The organism is Psychrobacter sp. DM4, from assembly GCF_051307035.1.
In the GTDB taxonomy this organism is placed as follows: Bacteria; Pseudomonadota; Gammaproteobacteria; order Pseudomonadales; family Moraxellaceae; genus Psychrobacter.
Genome location: NZ_CP195536.1, coordinates 2762342 through 2781212 on the forward strand (window position 1 = coordinate 2762342; position 18871 = coordinate 2781212).

Below are 18871 nucleotides of genomic sequence, written 5' to 3' on the forward strand. Positions count from 1 at the left end.
TTACGCCGCTACTACCTATTAAGGATACCTATCATGGATTATGCTACGGCGATTGGTGGCGTTGCTATGTTTACCGTGATCATCATGGGTCTGGTTGCCATTATTTTGGCAGCGCGCTCAAGATTGGTCAGCTCAGGTGACGTAACTATTCGCATCAACGAAGATCCTGCTAATGATGTGGTCACGCCAGCAGGCGGCAAATTACTACAGACTCTCGCCAGCGAAGGGATATTTTTGTCTTCAGCTTGTGGCGGCGGTGGTACGTGCGCGCAGTGTCGTTGCCGCGTTATCGAAGGCGGCGGCTCTATCTTGCCTACTGAAGAAGGTTATTTTACCCAAGGCGAGATCCGCGATCATATGCGCCTAGCGTGTCAGGTTGCGGTCAAGCAAGATATGGAGATCGAGATCGATCCTGAATTCTTTGATGTGCAAAAATGGGAATGTGAAGTTGTCTCCAACGACAACGTAGCAACCTTTATCAAAGAGCTGGTACTCAAAATCCCAGAAGGCGAAGAAGTGAACTTCCGCGCAGGTGGTTATGTTCAACTTGAAGCGCCGCCCCATGAAGTGCACTACAAAGACTTCGACATCGCTGAGGAATATCGCGAAGATTGGGAAAAATTTGATATCTTTAAATATGTATCAAAAGTTGATGAACCTGTTATCCGTGCTTACTCTATGGCTAACTACCCTGATGAAAAAGGTCTCATCAAATTTAATATCCGTATCGCAAGTCCGCCGCCGCGTGGTCCTGACAGCATCCCACCCGGGCAGATGTCATCGTGGACGTTTAGCTTAAAACCTGGTGATAAAGTAACCGTATCTGGTCCTTATGGTGAGTTCTTTGCCAAAGAGACTGAAGCTGAAATGATCTTTGTTGGCGGCGGCGCTGGTATGGCACCAATGCGCTCGCATCTATTCGATCAGCTCAAACGTCTCCATACAGATCGTAAGATTAGCTTTTGGTACGGTGCGCGCTCTGTACGCGAGATGTTCTACGTCGAAGATTTTGATCAACTCGATGAAGAGTTCGATAACTTTGAGTGGCATGTAGCGTTATCGGATCCAACGCCAGAGGACAATTGGGATGGACCGACTGGTTTCATTCATAACGTCTTACTTGAAAATTATCTAAAAGATCATCCAAACCCAGAAGATTGTGAATACTATATGTGCGGGCCGCCAATGATGAACGCCGCTGTCATCGATATGCTACACAGCATGGGCGTAGAAGACGAAAACATTATGCTTGATGACTTTGGTGGTTAGAGTAGATGACTGAAAACAGTGACTACGTTTAGCTATTAAGTAGATACTATTCGCTTTATAATTTGTGCTAAATTAAGAGTCTCCATTGAGGCTCTTTTTTTTGTCTCACTATAAATAGCTATGCGTATCTCAAAACTTAGCTTTAGCACTTATTACTAGTCGTTCAACAATAATCGCTCAATACTAATCACTTAATAATAATCGCTCAACATTGTAAGAAAGGATGCTTATGAAAACCAAATTCAAAAACCTAACTATTTGGATCACAGGCGCGTCAAGTGGGCTTGGTACTGCCCTATCCATTGCTTTTGCCAAAAAAGGTGCGACCATCATTTTGAGTGGACGCGATCGCCAAAAGTTAGAGAATGTCAAAGACAAGTGCAAACGTTCGCACAAACACATCGTGATTCCTTTTGATATTGTTGATAGCGAACAGGCAAAACAAGCGTATCAGTTGGTCAAAATGCAAGCAGGTAAAGTCGATTGGCTTATTAATAACGCCGGTATCTCTCAACGCTCACTAATTATGGACACGGATGAAGAAGTTGAACGCCAAATCATGGAGATAGATTATTTCGCTCAAACGCGGCTGACGAGGTTGGTACTAGCAGATATGATTGATCAAGGCGGCGGCAAGGTAGTCATGATCTCAAGCGTAGCCGGTCTAATTGGTACGCAGTATCGCGGTGCTTATGGCGCAGCCAAGGCGGCGCTCCATATGTGGGCAAATAGTCTACGCGCCGAATTATACGATCAAGGGATAGATGTCGCTACTATATTTCCAGGATTTATCAAAACCAATGTCTCAATCAATGCCTTGACAGGTGATGGTAGCGCACAAGGTACAATGGATGAGGCGACCAATGCAGGTTTGAGTGCTACTGAGTTTGCAAAGCAAGTAACAAAAGCCTTAGGCAACGGCAAAGAATACATCACCGTCGCCGGCTCTAAAGAAAAAATGGCCATGAGAGTCAATCGCATATCACCGCCTAAACTTTATAAACTTATTCGTAAGTCACAAGTCAAATAAGACTAGAGCATGTCCTCATCTCAAAAATGGTGATAAAAATGAAATAAATTATAGTCAGATAAGGAAAATAACGCAGATAGTATCGAGATATTTACCAGTTATTTAACGCTGCATGACAAGATTTAGCCATTTTTAACCCATTGAGATATTATCTTTTAGATTGAGGCGTTCAGATTTAGGACACGCCCTATACATACTATTTGACTTACAAAGATACTTATTGGCATTGAGTCTTTGAAGGGGTGTAAAATGTGTCCTACATTTGCCCCTATTTTATTCAAAAGCCCTTATGAAAAACTCTAAACCTTGCGCCTCTTATACCTTTGGTAATTCTTATGCCTTCAATAATAAAGCTATCGTTATTACCTTTTCTATTGCCAGTCTTTTAAGTTTAAGCGCCTGCCAGCAAGCGCCCGAGTATAACTATTTGAGCGGCGAGACCATGGGTACTAGCTACCATATTAGCTACCAGCTGCCAGACGACACTGACGAAAGTGAGATTCAAACCGCTATTGATCAGCGCTTGGAGCAGATCAACGATAGCATGTCCACTTATATAGATAACTCAACTATTTCTACCTTTAATCGACTAACGGCGGATACCCCCTTAACGATCGATGCAGACTTTAGCCATGTGTTACAAATCTCGCGTCAGGTCTATGAGCAATCAGCTGGGGCTTTTGATCCTACCGTCATGCCGTTGATAGAGACTTGGGGCTTTGGTAGTACGATGACCGTCGAGCGTCTGCAAAGTCCGCCAACTGCCCTAGAGATTGCAGAGGCAAAAGCTTTGGTAGATTTCGATAGTATCGTGCAAAAGGATAACGTCTTATATAAAACTAAGGACGGCGTCGGTCTTGATTTTTCTGCGGTAGCAAAAGGCTATGGTGTCGATGTCATCGCTGATGTGTTAAGACAGGACTACAGCATTCGTAACTATATGGTTGAGATTGGCGGGGAGGTGGCGACCTCTGGCGTTAGCGTGCAAAAGCAGCCATGGCAAATTGCTATCGATGCGCCGATTGAGGACAGTACAGTCCGCGAACGCCAAACTATTGCAGCTATTCGTCAACCCGTCGGTAGTGCAATGCATCTGGCAACCTCTGGTAACTATCGTAACTCTATTACCTTTGATGGCAAACGCTATAGCCATACGATAGACCCTACGACAGGCGAGCCTATCGTTGGCGGCGCGCCATCGGTAACCATCGCCGCTGATTCGGTAGCGCTTGCTGATGCGTGGGCAACGGCATTGACTGCTATGCCTTATGACAAAGCATTAATGACTGCTAAACAACAAAACTTAGCAGCGTTGTTTGTGATTAATGCTAATAAAGCTGATGAAGTAGGTTCAAATCGCTTAGAAAATTGGAAGATGGTGCAGACTCCTGCTATGAAGACGCTTAGAGCAGGACAAGTTGATTAGTACGTTTTACTTGTTGTCACCTTTAAAAGGTTAACTTCAAGTCATCCTTCTGATAGCTAATCTGTTATTTTTCATGAGATTTTGCTTGTATTTATCAAGTCATTATTACTGCGTGTAATGTCTAACATAAATAGTTAAACTATTTCCCTTTGGTTAACTGTTGTTACCGTATTATTACAAATAAGGGTACTTAATGATTTACTCCTTGATGGCTGTGGTCTTTGTGCTTGGCTATATCGCTATTGCTTTAGAGCATAATTTTCACGTTGATAAGGCGGCCTCTGCACTACTAACGGCAACTATCATCTGGACGCTACTAGTCATTGGATCAGATACCTTACTCGTTGAAGATCTATCCGCTGTCAATAGTCCTGGCGCCACAATCCTATTGAACGCTGAGCTACGTCATCATTTGGCTGAGATTGCTGAAATTTTGTTTTTTTTGATGGGTGCAATGGTCATCGTTGAATTGATCGATGCTCATGATGGTTTTTATGCGATTACCAGTCGTATTCAAACCACTAATGCGGTTACGCTACTCTGGACAATCGGGGCGCTGACCTTCTTCTTCTCAGCACTACTTGATAACTTGACTACCACTATTGTGATGGTATCACTGCTACGCAAACTGGTCGCTGACAAAGAGCTGCGTTGGTGGTTCGTCGGTACAGTGGTCGTCTGCGCCAATGCGGGCGGCGCGTGGTCTCCGATTGGTGATGTGACAACGACTATGCTATGGATTGGTAGTCAGATTACGGCTAGTCGCATCATCGTTGATTTGATTGTCCCAAGCTTGGTAGCAGCAACCGTACCGCTCATTATGTTAACGGTTATCTTTAAGGGCAAGAAAGTACTACGCCCTGTGGATGACAAAGAACCTGTACTCTCATCCAACACCAACTATCTGGGTGATTATACAGCGACGACGGCGACGGCTTCTGCCATCAATGGTATCGATATACCTGCTACTATGCCCTCTACTACCCCATTGAGTGCTAATAGCAGCGCGGTAACGGTAGAGCCTAGCGACGTTATTACCAATAGAATGCGTCTAAGCGTCTTGGCGCTCGGTTTGGGAGCACTAGCCTTTGTTCCTGTGTTCAAAACCGTCACTCATCTACCGCCTTACATGGGTATCTTATTCGGCGTTGGAGTACTTTGGGTCTTTACTGAACTCATGCATCGTCATCAAGATTGGTATGTTAAACAGCATATGACCGTTGTCGGTGTCCTCACCCGCGTTGATATGCCAAGTATTTTGTTCTTTTTAGGCATTCTACTCGCAGTATCAGGACTGGCGACTGCTGGACATTTAACTGATATGGCGATGTGGCTGGATAATACCTTTGGTAACTTATATGTCATCAATGTGTTGATCGGTCTGTTGTCCTCGCTGGTCGATAACGTACCGCTCGTCGCTGGTGCGATGAAAATGTATCCGTTACTAGGCGATGCGGCTATGGCAGGACTCACAGGTGATGAGCTGGCGCGTCAAAGTCAGTTTATGCAAGATGGTAAGTTTTGGCACTTTTTGGCGTATTGTGCAGGCGTGGGCGGCAGCTGCCTAATCATCGGTTCGGCTGCTGGTGTGGCCGCTATGGGTATGGAGAAAATTCCGTTTATGTGGTATCTCAAACGTATTAGTGGTCTTGCTCTAGTCGGTTATCTGGCAGGTGCGGCGACTTATATCCTGATACATACCATGTAAAAGCAGCCGTTAAGCTATTGATATTTAACTCGACTACATGTGCTAGAATAGAGCTATCAATTTTAGGATCATCGACAGTTATAGATGGTCTGATATGAGTCGAGGTCACCTCCATGCTTAGTCAATTAATTCCAATGTTCGCCATTACCTTTACCGTATTTGTACTGTTTTTTATCTTTATGGGCATTGGTTACATGTTCAAAAAACAACCGTTAAAAGGCTCTTGTGGCGGCGTGGCCAAACTGATGGGCGATGAGCAGTGCTCGTTTTGTGGTGATGATCCTAATAAGTGCGATTCACTGATTGCAGAGCAACAAGCGACCTCTCTCAATGCCGCCAAGTTAGGCAAATCTGTCTAACCTCTGGTTTTATTTAATCATAACTTCTGTCTCAAACTTGAGTATTTCACTATCTAGACTCTGTGACCAATCATCATTCATATAGGCTATTTCAGTTACTTAACGCTGGTAGCATATAGTCTCTCGTAGATATACAATAGTGCTCAGTGTTGTTTGATACTCAACGCTACTACAACCTCTTATCTTCCTTTACGATAACCCAGCCCTGTCACTCTTGCCTTTTGAAGGTGAAGAGTTTTTGTGGTTTATATTGCTATTTTTATATTGCCCACTTTATAAGTGGCATTTTTTTATCGTCGTTTTAAAAGTGCTCATTTGTTAATCCTTTTATACTGACCTATTTAATGGTAGCCCTGTTGCTATGTCTACTTCACCTCACTCCCCGCTCAGATCAAACGCAGATACTCGCCCCTCCTCTAGCTTGCCATCGTCAAAATTTACCTTTTGGATAGTGCTGTGTGCGATTGTTCTGCTCGCGACCAACATGCGCGCGCCTATAGTAGCGCTAGGCTCCATCGCTCCTGTTGTGCAAGAAGCACTGAATATCTCTGAAGCGGAGATTGGTTGGCTTGGCGCAGTGCCGATGTTGGGCTTTGCCGTCGGGTCATTTATCTCGCCCACTATCGGTAAGCGTTTTGGGCTTGAGAATACTTTGATTGCTATGATTGCACTGCTGACCTTTGGTATGGTGGTACGCTCTGTTATACCGACATGGACGGGGTTTTTGAGTGGTACGATCATGCTGACTTTGGCGATTGGCTTTGCTAATACGTTGGCCGCACCTGTGATCAAGCAACGTACGCCCAAGCATATCCCACTAATTACCGGTCTATTTAGCCTGACTATGACGGTCATCGCCGGTATCGTTGCAGGTATCGTACTGCCTTTGTCCGAGTATATCGGTTGGCAATGGGCGTTAGGCGGCTGGTCGTTTTTGGGAATTCTAGCGCTAATTATTTGGATGTTTTTGCGTTTGCGCTTAGGATCTTCTAACAAATTAGCCGCGCCGTTAGCAGCACAAAGCTCATCTGATGTCGTTATATGGCGCAACGCTTTTGCTTGGCAGATTGCCGTGTTTATGGGTTTGCAGTCTCTGCTTTATTATACGGTCGCTAGTTTCTTGCCTTCGATCTGGGTCAGCAAAGGATTGACAGCCATCAAAGCGGGGCAAATGGGTTCAGTGTTTCAGTTTATGGCGCCGGTCGCCATTATCAGTTTGACGTGGCTGGTCAACCGCGGTCGCCCGATTCAGGCTTTGACGGTGCTCGCAGCGGTACTAAACGTAGTCGGTGTCTTGGGTATGAGCTATCTGTCAGCTGATCTGGCTTGGCTATGGTCAGGAATGATGGGCGCGGGCTGCTCGGCGATCTTTACTTTGAGTATGATGCTGTTCTCACTGCGAACCTATACCCCCAATCAGGCCAGCGAGCTGTCTGGTATGGCGCAGACAGTTGGTTATTTGATTGCGTTTTTTGGTCCACTTGGTGCAGGCTGGCTCCATGAAACGTCAGGCGATTGGAGCTTACCGCTACTATTGATATCGGCATTGATGATTATCAACGTCGTCGTTGCTTGGCTGATTAGTCGCCCTATGATGATTGATGGACGCGCCGCTTAAGTCTTGAGCATTATAAAAGGGATGATTATGAGTGCTATAGTCAATTTTAAATAAAATGGATGCGTTACTTAATAACGCGAAACTGGTATAAATTTTTCTGGCTTGCTGTGCCTACGCCGACAGAGGCTGCAAAAAATTCATCCCAGTCCCGCTGTATCTTTTTCATATTGAACTGACTATATTATATAAATACTATTAATGGACAAACAGCAACAGATAATGCAACTCAGGCTGACTTACTACCCGCCGTTGCTCGTTACTTAAAGGTACTCAACGAGCAAGTATTACCTGCTTTTATCAAAACAGGTAGTGCGCCCCACGCTATTAATGCAAGAGACGGCTTGGCAGACTTGATCCATACTTCAAACGACAAAGTTGGGAAACAACACTCACCAATCCTAGACAAGCTACTAGCCGCAAAATTGCTACTATAGTCTATCAACGCTAATAGACAATAAAAACAGCCCCGTAACGGAACCGCTATGTCCCTATCTCTAAAACCTTTTTCATTCCTATCACTAAAGACAATTAGCCTAGCGCTATTAGCTAGCCTGTCTCTGATTGCCTGTAGTCCAGCCGCTGAGGAGACTACTGACGACACCGTTAGCGCTCCTATCACAAATACGACTCAAGTAGAAACTGCCAACATAGAATCTGTTTCACGTGAAACAGAACCAACCAGTGTGACTATTATAGAGCAGCCTATTACTATATTGGCACTTGGTGATTCATTGACCGAAGGCTTGGGTGTTGATCCTGATGACAATTATCCCGCTCAATTAGAAGATAAGTTAAAAGAGATGGGCTATGTCAATGCTACTGTAGTCAATTCAGGGCTCAGCGGTGAGACCAGTACTGGTCTGGTCAATCGCTTGGACTGGGTGAGTCAAACCAAACCTGATATTACTATTCTGACTATCGGCGCTAACGATGCGATTCGCGGTCTAGATGTGGCAACGATTGAAAAAAATATTCGCACTGCGGTGACCCACCTACAGGACAATGGTAGCGAGGTCATATTAGGTGGTATGCAGATCTATGACAATCTAGGCAACGATTACGTCAGATCGTTCTCAGACATTTACCCGCGTATCGCTGAAGATATGGATTTGGCGATGATTCCTTTTTTCTTAAAGGGCGTAGGCGGTATTGCTACTCTCAATCAGGCTGATGCCATTCATCCGACTAAAGAGGGCTATGCCATTATCGTCGATAATAATATTTTGCCTGTGCTGAAGCCTGAGCTTGAAAAAATGGTAGCCACTAAAACTACCGCTACAGAGAACTCATAATGACTGAACTAGAAAATAGTGATAACAAAGAAGTACTACTACGTGCCACAGGCTTAACTAAAACTGTCTCGGTAGGTGAGCGCGCGCTTACTATTATTAAAGACGTCGATATTTATGTCAATGCGGGTGAATTTGTGGTCATCATGGGTAAATCAGGCTCAGGTAAATCGACTTTGCTTGGCTTACTTGCCGCATTAGATTACCCCAATAGTGGCTCGGTTGAATTAGCAGGACAGCCGCTCACCACACTTGATGAAGACGCGCTAGCGGCTATTCGTCAGCGCGATATGGGTTTTGTGTTTCAGTCCTTTCATCTATTACCAACGTTAACCGTCGCTGAAAATATTGCGTTTCCGCTAGATATCGCACGTCGTCCTGATCAAGCGCGTGTTGATGAACTCATCGAAGCCGTTGGGCTCGGTCATCGCCGTGATAGCTTGCCAAGTCAACTATCAGGGGGCGAGCAGCAACGTACTGCCGTCGCACGTGCGCTGGTCTCACGACCAAAAATTGTCTTCGCTGATGAGCCTACGGGTAATTTAGATGAACAAAATGCTGATCAAGTCATGCAACTGTTGTTAGATCTGCGTCAGCAAACCGGTTCGGCACTCGTCGTAGTGACTCATGATCCTGCGCTTGCAGAGATGGCGGATCGAGTGATTATCATGCACGACGGAATGATAGATGGATCAACAATTAATGGATAATAGTGTTCACAATAATACTAACCAATCTCATGGTAAATTTGGTCAAATGTTTACGTCTACTTTAGGAACCAAAGCCCTCAGCCGCAGCTGGTGGCGGCGCTGGGTGTATCCTGTCTTATTTCTGATTACTTTGACCTTGTCGCTTGCGACTTATCTCACCCTCGACTCTATCCAGCAGTCAGTCGATGGCTATATTACTGATAATCAGCGCGCGCTCGTCGGTGGCGATCTGGTACTTGAGAGTAATCAAGAGTGGCCGGCACAGATATTGGAGCAAGTACGCACCCTACCCGATGACAAGATAGTTTACGATTATCAGTTTAGCTCAATGGCCGTGACTGATGAGCAAACTCTGCTGGTGCGTATCAAAGGGGTCACGCCTGCTTATCCTCTGTATGGCAAAGCGGAGACCGCCTCAGGCAAACCCTTGTGGCAACAGCTGAAGCCTGACACGGTAGTTGTCGCGCCAGAAGTATTGCAAGGTCTCAATGCAAGCGTAGGTGATCGCATCAGTATCGGTGAGGGTCAATTCACTATCAGCGATGTACTGACCAAAGAGCCCGATCGTCCGCTTAGTGCTTTTGACTTAGGTGGTCATGTGCTAATGCAAGAGGATGCGCTAGCCGCCACTGAGCTACTCGGTCAACGTAGTCGCGTGCGGTATCGTATAGAGATGGCAGGTAATGATGAGACTATAGCGTTATTAGGTGAGCAATTAGAGCAGACGTTGACCAGCTATCCTGATATTCAGCTCTCTGATATCGATTCTGAGGAAACCGCCGTCTCGCGTATCTCTGATAACGTCTTGATGTTTTTAAAACTACTCGTCATTGCGGTATTGCTACTATCAGCCGTCGCGATGTACGGGGTTATCACCGCTTTTGTCACCAAGCAGCAAGCCAATAACGCTATACGTATGGCGATGGGTGAACCGGTTAAGCAGATCAAAGCCAGCTATTATCGATTGCTATTGACCACCTCTATTATCTCAAGTATTGTCGCTGTGGTGCTCAGTTTAGGGCTCATACAGATCGGTCAGCCTTATCTTGCGGCTATCTTGCCTGCTGATGTCGGTTTGGCTATTGATCCTATTAGTATTGTCAAAACCTTAATCATCGCTATCATATTAACGATGGTCATTACGCAGCGCGGTCTTAGTGAGCTAAGCACGACTACCCCTGCTACCCTACTCAATCAAGGGGCTAGCCAAGCTGCAACCGACCAATCTTGGTATCAACGTCTGCCGCTGCTCTGGTATAGCGTTATGCTCGTTGGTCTATATCTGTTCTTTGCTTATGAAGTCGGCTCATGGATATTCTCTGCGCAATTACTCATTGGCTTGATTGCTTTTGTCGCGGTGTTTTGGTTATTAGCACGCGGGTGGTTATGGCTACTTGCGAGTATTGCTAAGCGTCGTAACATCAGTTGGATGCAGCGTATCGCTATTCATAATCTGGCGCGTAAAGGTAACCAATCGGCGCTATTTTTTGTGACTTTAGCGCTATCGGTAGCCGTACTCACGCTGATTACGACTTTGAATTACAGTATTAACGCGCAGTTCGTTGACGCTTACCCTGAAGATGCGCCCAATATATTCCTGCTCGATGTACAAACCGAACAGCACGATGATATCAACCAAATCATCGCCGCACCTGTCGATTACTACCCTGTGATTCGAGCGCGCGTCGTCACTGCCAATGGCGTAGCTGCGGCAGATATCGAGGCTCCTGATAATCAAGATGATCCGACGCGAGTGTTTAATTTAAGCTATACCGATACGGTGATGGATACAGAGTATATCGTTGATACGGTGTCCAAAAATGAGCTCTATAGTCCTATCGACGCTCAGGATCCACAACAATCAAAGCTACAGCAAGTACAGCCGTTATCTATCCTAGATACTTCGGCTGATATGCTAGATGTCGGTATGGGCGATCAAATTGTCTTTAACATTCAAGGCATTGAGCTAACCGGACAAATCACCAGTATTCGCTCAAGATTTGAGCGTGGTCCTAGTCCGTACTTTTATTTCTTGTTTGAGCCTGATGTATTGTCCGCAGCTCCGCAAATCCAGTTCGCTACTGCGCATATACCAGAGGCAAACATCGCTAAAGTGCAAGGTGAGCTAGTCCGCCAGTTCCCTGCGGTGACCACTATTGATGGTACAGCTATAGCTGAGCAAGTCCAAGACTTAGTGACGCAAATGAGCCGCTTGGTCTATGTGTTCACCTTACTCGCCTTATTAACTGGCATTATGGTGCTCATCAGCTCACTACTCTCTACTTCGCAAGATCGTATGCAAGAGAGTGCGTCATTCCGTCTACTCGGTATGCAAAAGTCTGATCTGTATAAGCTCAATATGTTAGAGATTGGCGTCCTAGGCGTTAGCGCGTCACTGTTTGCGGTGACTATCGCTAGTGTCGGGGCATGGCTTGCGATTACGCAATGGTTCAATCTGCGCTATAGCGTACCGTGGATGAACCTAGGGATTGGCGGTGCAGCGTTGGTCGCTCTGCTATTAGGCATCGCTATTATTTATGTAAGATTGGTGATTGGGCGCGGGATTATGGCGCGGGTTCGGGCTATGATTTGAGAAGCGTTAAAAAATTGTGCTCCATTTTGGCTTTGCAAAGAAAAACCCCTTAATTGGGGTTTTTTGATTGTTGATTTATTGAAGGTTGGTTATGGTTTATCTGCTGTAGCTAATCCTGCTATCCGCTATTATCTGCCAGTCTAGGCGAGGCGGTCGTTATCGTTTGAGCCGTTCCTGTTACCTCGATATCGTCTCAAAACGATACGTCCGCAACTCGCCTAGTCCGTCAGGATAACCGCTGCTATCAGGGCTAAAAAACTCATTAGGTTGATGTTAAGCTAGCATAAGAATCTATATTAAAGTAATAGTGTTAAATTATTTTCATCAATTTTAAATAAGAGTATAATTCACATACAATCACTTAAAACAATCATCAAACTCTCTAAGTAGCTCAAACGTATTTATATAATCCACACCTACTTCACGACAAATATTAGGTATAAGTATTTTCTCACCTTGTAACTTATACCTTTCTTCAGTAACAACCGTTGAACCATCTGTCATGGCTCTGGCAATCAGCCAAGGATCTGCTGAACCTAAAAAATTTATATTTTTCTTATGACCTAAATTATATTTTGATTGACATAAATTTGCAATAATACGGAAGTTCTCTTGACATGCATTATCACTTTCAGAATGGAAGTAATGATTATACTGTCTAACCCAATCTGCTAATTCATCTCCAAAATCTTTGAGTTCATCATAAACTGATCGAATACTATATAAATTCCCTTTATTCTCATGATCACGTAACCATTCCCAAAAAACAGGACAAAAATCCAAACCATAATAACGTTTGTTTGCCTCAAGAAATACGTTAGTATCTAAGACATACCTCATAGTTTCATACTTACTTTTTGAGCAAACTTCTCAATATTACTAGGGTTCGTGCCTAAAATATTACCAGCATCTCTATAGAGCATTCTCCCAGACAAGGTCTGTGAAATAACTGCTTGAGATAGCTGTGAGCTAAGTTTGAAATTTTTGACTACATAGTAACTAGGTCCACTTTCGCTCCTATTCTTACTAGCTAGAAATTCTTCGCGAATTCTATGAATGTACTCATCATATTTTTTCTTATCAATATAGTTTAAATCCAATGCTCTTCTTGCAACAACATGACGGCTCACATGGAAGTTTTTCACCAATACCTCAAAAGTTAAGTCCAAATTAGTACTATGTAATTCACTCCATTTTTTATGGAACTCTTTTTTAGGTACTAAGAACTCTCCAGCAACCGCATTACAGAATTGCTCAGTAGGATTTACCGAAAATATACTATTATCAGAAACGCCTGACTCTCCCTTGAGGATATGAGCCAATTCATGGATCAAAGTGAATAATTGAGCATTTAAACTATCCGCAGTATTTATGAATATGAGTGGTGCAACCTCATCAGCTATAGCAAACCCTCGAAATTCCTCAACATTCAAAGGTTTAGTATAATGACCTAGATCACTATCCTGTATTACCATTATCATTAAGTCTTCAATAGAGTTGACTAGTTTTCGATGATAGTCCTTAGCATCTTTAGCCTTATCTGACTTTAGCTTTTCATTCAGAAAAGCAATCATTTCATTCATGTTAGCTTTGGATAAGTAACCTACATAAGGATTTCTTTCTATACCTTGCTCTTTCAAATAGTTTCTATACCATTCTACTCTTTCTTGATTTATACAGATAACTTCTTTTAAAGCGTTACTTGGTTTTTCTAATTCTTTACTATCTACAGTCCGCAAATCGGGGATTCTAAGAGCTTCCTCTTCTGGTATTTCATTCAGAAACAAAAAACCGAATGGTATATTAGTAATTTTGGCAAACTGTTTGGCCTTACTAAAAGCTATTTCTTCTTTACCTCGTTCAATCTCAGCTAACTTTTCTTCTCTTATAGAAAGTTTTTTTGATATCTCAGACATAGCTAAGCCTGAGCGTTTGATAGCCCAGCTGATAATATCAGGATTGATAAGAGCATATGCCATAAGAAACTCAATACGACTGAAGGTAGCTTAATATAGTTATATTCTAGCACTTTTCTTATTATCTTCGTCCTAAAATTGTACCTGACAGGTATGATCGTTTTACTTTATGATTAATTAATCAATAGCTAATGCTACTAACAATACTCGCTTCGGAGAGCGGTTTAGACCAGATTGAAGCGGTAGCTTGGTAGGCTGTGGCGTTTACAGCACCTTGCACAGGAGTGGTCGCTTGGACGTTGGAACGCTACTGTGCAAGGTGCTGTGCGCTACAGACTGCCAACTACAAGCGAAAAGCAGGATCAGCTCCAAAGCCCCTAAAACAGCAAACCCAAAACGCTCGCTATTAACTTAGTGAGCGTTTTTTCGTTCAACACAACCCTCATTTGCTATAATAGCGCCACTTTATACAACTAATACCAACCTCACGGTAACGCTATGAAATTCTCAAAGTTCGGTCAGAAATTTACCCAGCCCACTGGCATTTCACAATTGATGGATGACTTAGGCGATGCGCTAAAGAGCGATCAGCCAGTCAATATGCTAGGCGGCGGTAATCCTGCCAAGATTGATGCTGTCAATGAGCTGTTTTTGGAGACGTATAAAGCACTTGGTAATGACAATGATACAGGCGAAGCCAATAGTAGCGCTATCACTAGCATGGCGAACTACTCTAATCCGCAGGGTGATGCGGCTTTTATCGAAGCTTTGGTTGGCTTTTTTAACCGTCATTATGACTGGAATTTAACGTCAGAAAATATCGCCCTGACCAATGGCTCACAGAATGCGTTTTTCTATCTGTTTAATCTATTTGGTGGTGCTTTCGTTGACGAAAAGAACGAATCTATCGATAAATCTATCTTGTTGCCATTAACCCCTGAATATATCGGCTATAGCGATGTGCATGTCGAAGGTCAGCATTTCGCAGCCGTATTACCACATATCGATGAAGTCACTCACGATGGCGAAGCAGGGTTTTTTAAATATCGCGTAGACTTTGATGCGTTAGAAAACTTGCCCGCGCTAGTTGAAGGTCGTATTGGCGCGATTTGTTGCTCGCGTCCGACCAATCCAACGGGTAACGTGCTGACCGATGAAGAGATGGCGCGGTTAACTGAGATTGCCAAGCGCTATGAGATACCGCTAATTATCGATAACGCCTACGGTATGCCCTTCCCTAATATTATCTATTCAGACGCGCATCTGAGCTGGGATCATAATACGATTCTTTGTTTTAGCTTATCGAAGATTGGTCTGCCCGGTATGCGTACGGGTATTATCGTCGCTGATAGCGAGGTGATCGAAGCGGTCAGCGCGATGAATGCGGTAGTTAATCTTGCGCCGACACGTTTTGGCGCAGCGATTGCGACGCCACTAGTCGCCGATGATCGAATCAAGCAATTATCTGACGACGTGATCAAGCCGTTCTATCAGCAGCAAGCTAAGACAGCAGTTACACTACTTAAAAAGGAATTAGGCGAATATCCGCTAGTGATTCATAAGCCAGAAGGCGCGATATTTTTGTGGCTATGGTTTAAGGATTTGCCGATTAGTACCTCTGAGCTGTATGAAATACTAAAAGAAAAAGGCACGCTTATCGTGCCAAGTGAATACTTCTTCCCTGGTGTCGATATTAGCGATTATCAGCACGCGCATGAGTGTATTCGTATGAGTATTGCCGCCAATGAAGACACGTTGACTAAAGGTATTGCGGTGATTGGTGAGGTGGTAAGAGAGTTGTATGATAAGGCTAAATAGATAGCTTAAAAGTCGTGTCTTTGAAAACGAAAAAACGGACTATTAAATAGTCCGTTTTTTAATACAATTACTGTATCAAAACAGTTTAGCTGAGCGCTTTTAGTAACGCTTTAGCACTCATTTTACCAAACTCATTAGCTGCCATTGGTCCATCACCTGTGATCAGCTTTCTATCTTGATGCGTCTGTCCTGAGGCGAGCTTATTGCTAATCGTCATACCTAGATTCTCTAGCTTATCGCCAAAGTACCATGGCATCGTCCCTGGCAGGTAACCTAGTTTTGGCATTTGCTTATCCATACCCGTAGGGAACGCGACTAGCTTATAACCTTTAAAGATAAAGTCTTGCTTAGCGTTATCGTCTTTGTCAGGACCATCTAAACTAGCCGCCAATAAAGCCGCAGGGCCATGACATAATGACAAGGTAAATAGATCTTTTTTGTGACCCCAACGGAGCAATTCACCGAGGTTTTTATCTTCGGGTAAGCCTAGCATCGCGCCATGACCGCCCGGAATAAAGATTGCGGCATAGTCACTACTATCAGCCATGTCATTTTTGACAAAGTCAGCGATACTTTTTGGATTCTCAAGTTTTGACTCGTACTCGTTATAAATCTCTTTAACGTCTTCATCTTCTTTTGGCATTGCCCACTGCTCGACTTTGACAGACTCGCCCGTTGGCGTAAACACGTCGATTTCAAAACCAGCTTTTTTAAAGTGTAATAAAGGCACCATCATCTCTACAGGATGGTTACCGGTATCAAACTTATTACCGTTTTCCATGGTCATATATTGCTCTTGGGTACAGACCATGAGTATTTTTTTGCTGCCAGCATAAGGCGTATCGTACTCGGTATTATCGTAGTTGGTTTTATTCGGCGCTGCCAATTTAAGCGATGATGTCGAGGGAATATAAATGCCTGCCTCCACTTCTTGCGGCTCTAACCCTAACGTATCTTTGGCTTTGTCTAAGAGGTCTTGGATATTCATAGTTTTTCCTTTTTTATTACTTATATGGATTTAATCATTAAAAATGATACGTTTAAAGTAACAAAAGGAAGCGACGTTAAATAGAGGAGAGTTTTTATGTTTCGTAATCTTTGTAAAGTGGAGGTTGTAAAGTTACAGCGAGCAGTCGAATAACAGCTATTTTGGAAGCCATTTATGTGCTTATTTATATGTGGTCAGGATTGATTAATAGACATTAGAGAGTGTCAACGTTCTAAAGACTAAGGACGTTTTCTCAAGGACTGACTGGGTAATACGGTAGGATGAAAAATACTTGTCCACTTATTTAATGCAAAAATAATATATGGTAGCAAGCATGTATTAATTAGATCACGGATACTGCCAGTGAGTTGTCCGCGGCTCAGACCAGTTACGCCTAGCGCGTCAATCGTGTTTTGATTATCCAGATACTCACCTAATAGAGCAATACTAGTCACTACGATTAGTGCCATAAAGGTTCTGACACCTTGCCCTTTAAAAATAGGACGTAGAATAAGCAAGCAAATCAGGTACACGCCAACACCGACATAGATATGCAGCGCATCTTTGGCAAGGCCCGTTACTTCGATAATATTGATTTTGAAGATTTGAAAATCCACTTGTTTCTCAAATTTTGTTATAAATAATAAAAAAGGCGAGTTACGCTTACGCTAACCCACCCTACCGTTAAATTTACTCTTTATCCAACTACACTTTCCACTCTACAAAGTTCTTTAACAGTTGCAAGCCCGCAGTATGACTCTTCTCTGGATGAAACTGCGTGGCAAATAAATTATCTTGAATGATACTCGCGCAAAACGGTTGACCATAATCACAAATGGCGGCAGTTTGAGTCGTATTAGCAGGATCGCAATAATAGCTATGCACAAAATAAAAATGCTGATTATCATCAATACCATTCCACAACGGATGCGCCAAATCCATACCTGTAATGGTATTCCAGCCCATGTGCGGCACTTTAATCGTCGCGCCTTGTGCGTCTTGCCACGTCGGATCAAAGGCTTCTACTGTACCATCCAAGATGCGCAAACAGTTTGTGCCGCCATTCTCACTTGATTGCTCAAATAGGGCTTGCATACCGACGCAAATCGCCATGACAGGTTTGTTAAATATGGCCTTGCGCACGACGTCGTCAATGCCCGCATCCGTCATGCCGATCATACAATCGCGCATCGCACCGACACCCGGAAAGACGATTTTGTCTGCGCTAGCGACGACTTTTGGGTCGTTAGTGATAGACACGTCTGCGCCAACATTCGCTAGTGCTTTACTGACTGAATGCAAGTTGCCCATACCGTAGTCTAATAGTGCAATTTTAACGACTTTGCTCATTAAAACGCCTCTTTGGTTGACGGCAAAGTATTCAATGCACGCTCATCATATTCACAAGCCATGCGTAGCGCACGAGCAAACGCTTTAAAGGTGGACTCAATTTGGTGGTGACTATTTTTACCTTTGAGATTGTCCAAATGCACCGTCATCCACGAGTGATTGACAAAACCGTAAAAGAATTCACTAAACAGATCAACATCGAAACGACCAACGTGCGAGCGGGTAAAGGGAATATCCATGTGTAGACCTGGGCGACCCGATAAATCAACGACCGCGCGGGTCAAGGCTTCATCGAGTGGCGCATAAAAATGTCCATAACGACGAATGCCTTTTTTGTCACCCAGTGCTTTATTGAATGCTTGACCCAGCGTAATACCCGTGTCTTCGACGCTATGATGATCATCGATAAAAGTGTCACCCACACATTTTATGTCTAAGTCGAATAGACCGTGACGCTTGATCTGATCGATCATATGATCCAAAAACGGGACGCCCGTGTCGACCACTCCTTGTCCCGTACCATCCAGATTGACGGTACAAGTGATCTGCGTCTCAGCCGTATTTCGCTCGACGGTAGCGATACGTGCTGGACGACCATATTGGTTTAGAATCGAATTTTGGTTAGCATCAGTAGACATGACGGCTCTCTATATAAAATAATTTTTGATGTTTTAAGATAGTATTTGTAAGATGATAGTGATAAGTAGCGCTATCATAGCAAAACGGTATTAAAACAGCTATGGCACGCGCGTAAAGCTCGCGCTATTCTGCTAAAATAGTGCGTTTAGTATTATCAA

At 43.8% G+C, this 18871-nt stretch carries 16 protein-coding genes; 10 read left to right on the forward strand and 6 right to left on the reverse strand.

The window, feature by feature from the left end; genetic code table 11:
• Positions 1-33 precede the first annotated feature (33 nt).
• From nqrF to ACR64G_RS11885, 9 genes are all read left to right on the forward strand, one after another.
• Positions 34-1269: an NADH:ubiquinone reductase (Na(+)-transporting) subunit F gene (nqrF, locus tag ACR64G_RS11845; RefSeq protein ID WP_435979475.1), complete on the forward strand. Its 1236-nt coding sequence runs from the start codon at positions 34-36 to the stop codon at positions 1267-1269.
• A gap of 229 nt (positions 1270-1498) precedes the next feature.
• The gene (locus ACR64G_RS11850; protein WP_435979476.1) at positions 1499-2299 is read left to right on the forward strand and encodes an SDR family NAD(P)-dependent oxidoreductase; all 801 of its coding nucleotides are present in this window, start codon (positions 1499-1501) and stop codon (positions 2297-2299) included.
• Between the two features lie 289 nt (positions 2300-2588).
• Positions 2589-3725, forward strand: a complete 1137-nt coding sequence (locus tag ACR64G_RS11855; RefSeq protein ID WP_435979477.1) for an FAD:protein FMN transferase — start codon at positions 2589-2591, stop codon at positions 3723-3725.
• Positions 3726-3918: 193 nt separating this feature from the next.
• Positions 3919-5433 carry a sodium:proton antiporter NhaD gene (nhaD, locus tag ACR64G_RS11860; RefSeq protein WP_435979478.1) on the forward strand — a complete coding sequence of 505 codons (1515 nt, stop codon included), beginning with the start codon at positions 3919-3921 and terminating at the stop codon, positions 5431-5433.
• 113 nt (positions 5434-5546) lie between these two features.
• Positions 5547-5792, forward strand: coding sequence for a (Na+)-NQR maturation NqrM (gene nqrM, locus ACR64G_RS11865; RefSeq protein WP_435979479.1), 246 nt, complete (start codon positions 5547-5549; stop codon positions 5790-5792).
• Between the two features lie 361 nt (positions 5793-6153).
• A complete protein-coding gene (locus ACR64G_RS11870) occupies positions 6154-7410 on the forward strand; it encodes an MFS transporter (RefSeq protein ID WP_435979480.1) in 1257 nt (418 codons plus the stop codon).
• A gap of 482 nt (positions 7411-7892) precedes the next feature.
• Complete coding sequence (locus ACR64G_RS11875; protein ID WP_435979481.1) at positions 7893-8702, forward strand: arylesterase; 810 nt, start codon at positions 7893-7895, stop codon at positions 8700-8702.
• Positions 8702-9409 (forward strand): ABC transporter ATP-binding protein, encoded by a 708-nt coding sequence (locus ACR64G_RS11880; protein ID WP_435979482.1) that lies wholly within the window; start codon positions 8702-8704, stop codon positions 9407-9409. The genes ACR64G_RS11875 and ACR64G_RS11880 overlap by 1 nt, the downstream gene beginning before the upstream one ends.
• Positions 9387-12002, forward strand: a complete 2616-nt coding sequence (locus tag ACR64G_RS11885) for an ABC transporter permease (RefSeq protein ID WP_435979483.1) — start codon at positions 9387-9389, stop codon at positions 12000-12002. The genes ACR64G_RS11880 and ACR64G_RS11885 overlap by 23 nt, the downstream gene beginning before the upstream one ends.
• Before the next feature lie 357 nt (positions 12003-12359).
• Here ACR64G_RS11885 and ACR64G_RS11890 read toward each other — a convergent pair whose 3' ends face one another.
• Positions 12360-12842 (reverse strand): DUF4411 family protein, encoded by a 483-nt coding sequence (locus ACR64G_RS11890; protein WP_435979484.1) that lies wholly within the window; start codon positions 12840-12842, stop codon positions 12360-12362.
• Complete coding sequence (locus tag ACR64G_RS11895) at positions 12839-13981, reverse strand: XRE family transcriptional regulator (RefSeq protein WP_435979485.1); 1143 nt, start codon at positions 13979-13981, stop codon at positions 12839-12841. The genes ACR64G_RS11890 and ACR64G_RS11895 overlap by 4 nt, the downstream gene beginning before the upstream one ends.
• A 435-nt stretch (positions 13982-14416) precedes the next feature.
• Here ACR64G_RS11895 and ACR64G_RS11900 point away from each other — a divergent pair, with 435 nt between their 5' ends.
• The gene (locus ACR64G_RS11900) at positions 14417-15736 is read left to right on the forward strand and encodes a valine--pyruvate transaminase (protein ID WP_435979486.1); all 1320 of its coding nucleotides are present in this window, start codon (positions 14417-14419) and stop codon (positions 15734-15736) included.
• Positions 15737-15821: 85 nt separating this feature from the next.
• Here ACR64G_RS11900 and hchA read toward each other — a convergent pair whose 3' ends face one another.
• The 4 genes from hchA to hisB all read right to left on the reverse strand — a co-directional run bounded on the left by hchA (position 15822) and on the right by hisB (position 18712).
• Complete coding sequence (hchA, locus tag ACR64G_RS11905) at positions 15822-16724, reverse strand: glyoxalase III HchA (protein WP_435979487.1); 903 nt, start codon at positions 16722-16724, stop codon at positions 15822-15824.
• 239 nt (positions 16725-16963) lie between these two features.
• Positions 16964-17341 (reverse strand): hypothetical protein, encoded by a 378-nt coding sequence (locus ACR64G_RS11910; protein WP_435979488.1) that lies wholly within the window; start codon positions 17339-17341, stop codon positions 16964-16966.
• An 88-nt stretch (positions 17342-17429) separates the two neighbouring features.
• A complete protein-coding gene (gene hisH, locus ACR64G_RS11915) occupies positions 17430-18074 on the reverse strand; it encodes an imidazole glycerol phosphate synthase subunit HisH (RefSeq protein WP_435979489.1) in 645 nt (214 codons plus the stop codon).
• Complete coding sequence (hisB, locus tag ACR64G_RS11920; RefSeq protein ID WP_435979490.1) at positions 18074-18712, reverse strand: imidazoleglycerol-phosphate dehydratase HisB; 639 nt, start codon at positions 18710-18712, stop codon at positions 18074-18076. The genes hisH and hisB overlap by 1 nt, the downstream gene beginning before the upstream one ends.
• Positions 18713-18871: the final 159 nt, after the last annotated feature.

Coding starts and splice junctions, on each gene's coding strand:
- nqrF (WP_435979475.1), top strand. CDS start 34: ATGGATTATGCTACGGCGATTGGTGGCGTTGCTATGTTTACCGTGATC.
- ACR64G_RS11850 (WP_435979476.1), top strand. CDS start 1,499: ATGAAAACCAAATTCAAAAACCTAACTATTTGGATCACAGGCGCGTCA.
- ACR64G_RS11855 (WP_435979477.1), top strand. CDS start 2,589: ATGAAAAACTCTAAACCTTGCGCCTCTTATACCTTTGGTAATTCTTAT.
- nhaD (WP_435979478.1), top strand. CDS start 3,919: ATGATTTACTCCTTGATGGCTGTGGTCTTTGTGCTTGGCTATATCGCT.
- nqrM (WP_435979479.1), top strand. CDS start 5,547: ATGCTTAGTCAATTAATTCCAATGTTCGCCATTACCTTTACCGTATTT.
- ACR64G_RS11870 (WP_435979480.1), top strand. CDS start 6,154: ATGTCTACTTCACCTCACTCCCCGCTCAGATCAAACGCAGATACTCGC.
- ACR64G_RS11875 (WP_435979481.1), top strand. CDS start 7,893: ATGTCCCTATCTCTAAAACCTTTTTCATTCCTATCACTAAAGACAATT.
- ACR64G_RS11880 (WP_435979482.1), top strand. CDS start 8,702: ATGACTGAACTAGAAAATAGTGATAACAAAGAAGTACTACTACGTGCC.
- ACR64G_RS11885 (WP_435979483.1), top strand. CDS start 9,387: ATGGATCAACAATTAATGGATAATAGTGTTCACAATAATACTAACCAA.
- ACR64G_RS11890 (WP_435979484.1), bottom strand. CDS start 12,842: ATGAGGTATGTCTTAGATACTAACGTATTTCTTGAGGCAAACAAACGT.
- ACR64G_RS11895 (WP_435979485.1), bottom strand. CDS start 13,981: ATGGCATATGCTCTTATCAATCCTGATATTATCAGCTGGGCTATCAAA.
- ACR64G_RS11900 (WP_435979486.1), top strand. CDS start 14,417: ATGAAATTCTCAAAGTTCGGTCAGAAATTTACCCAGCCCACTGGCATT.
- hchA (WP_435979487.1), bottom strand. CDS start 16,724: ATGAATATCCAAGACCTCTTAGACAAAGCCAAAGATACGTTAGGGTTA.
- hisH (WP_435979489.1), bottom strand. CDS start 18,074: ATGAGCAAAGTCGTTAAAATTGCACTATTAGACTACGGTATGGGCAAC.
- hisB (WP_435979490.1), bottom strand. CDS start 18,712: ATGTCTACTGATGCTAACCAAAATTCGATTCTAAACCAATATGGTCGT.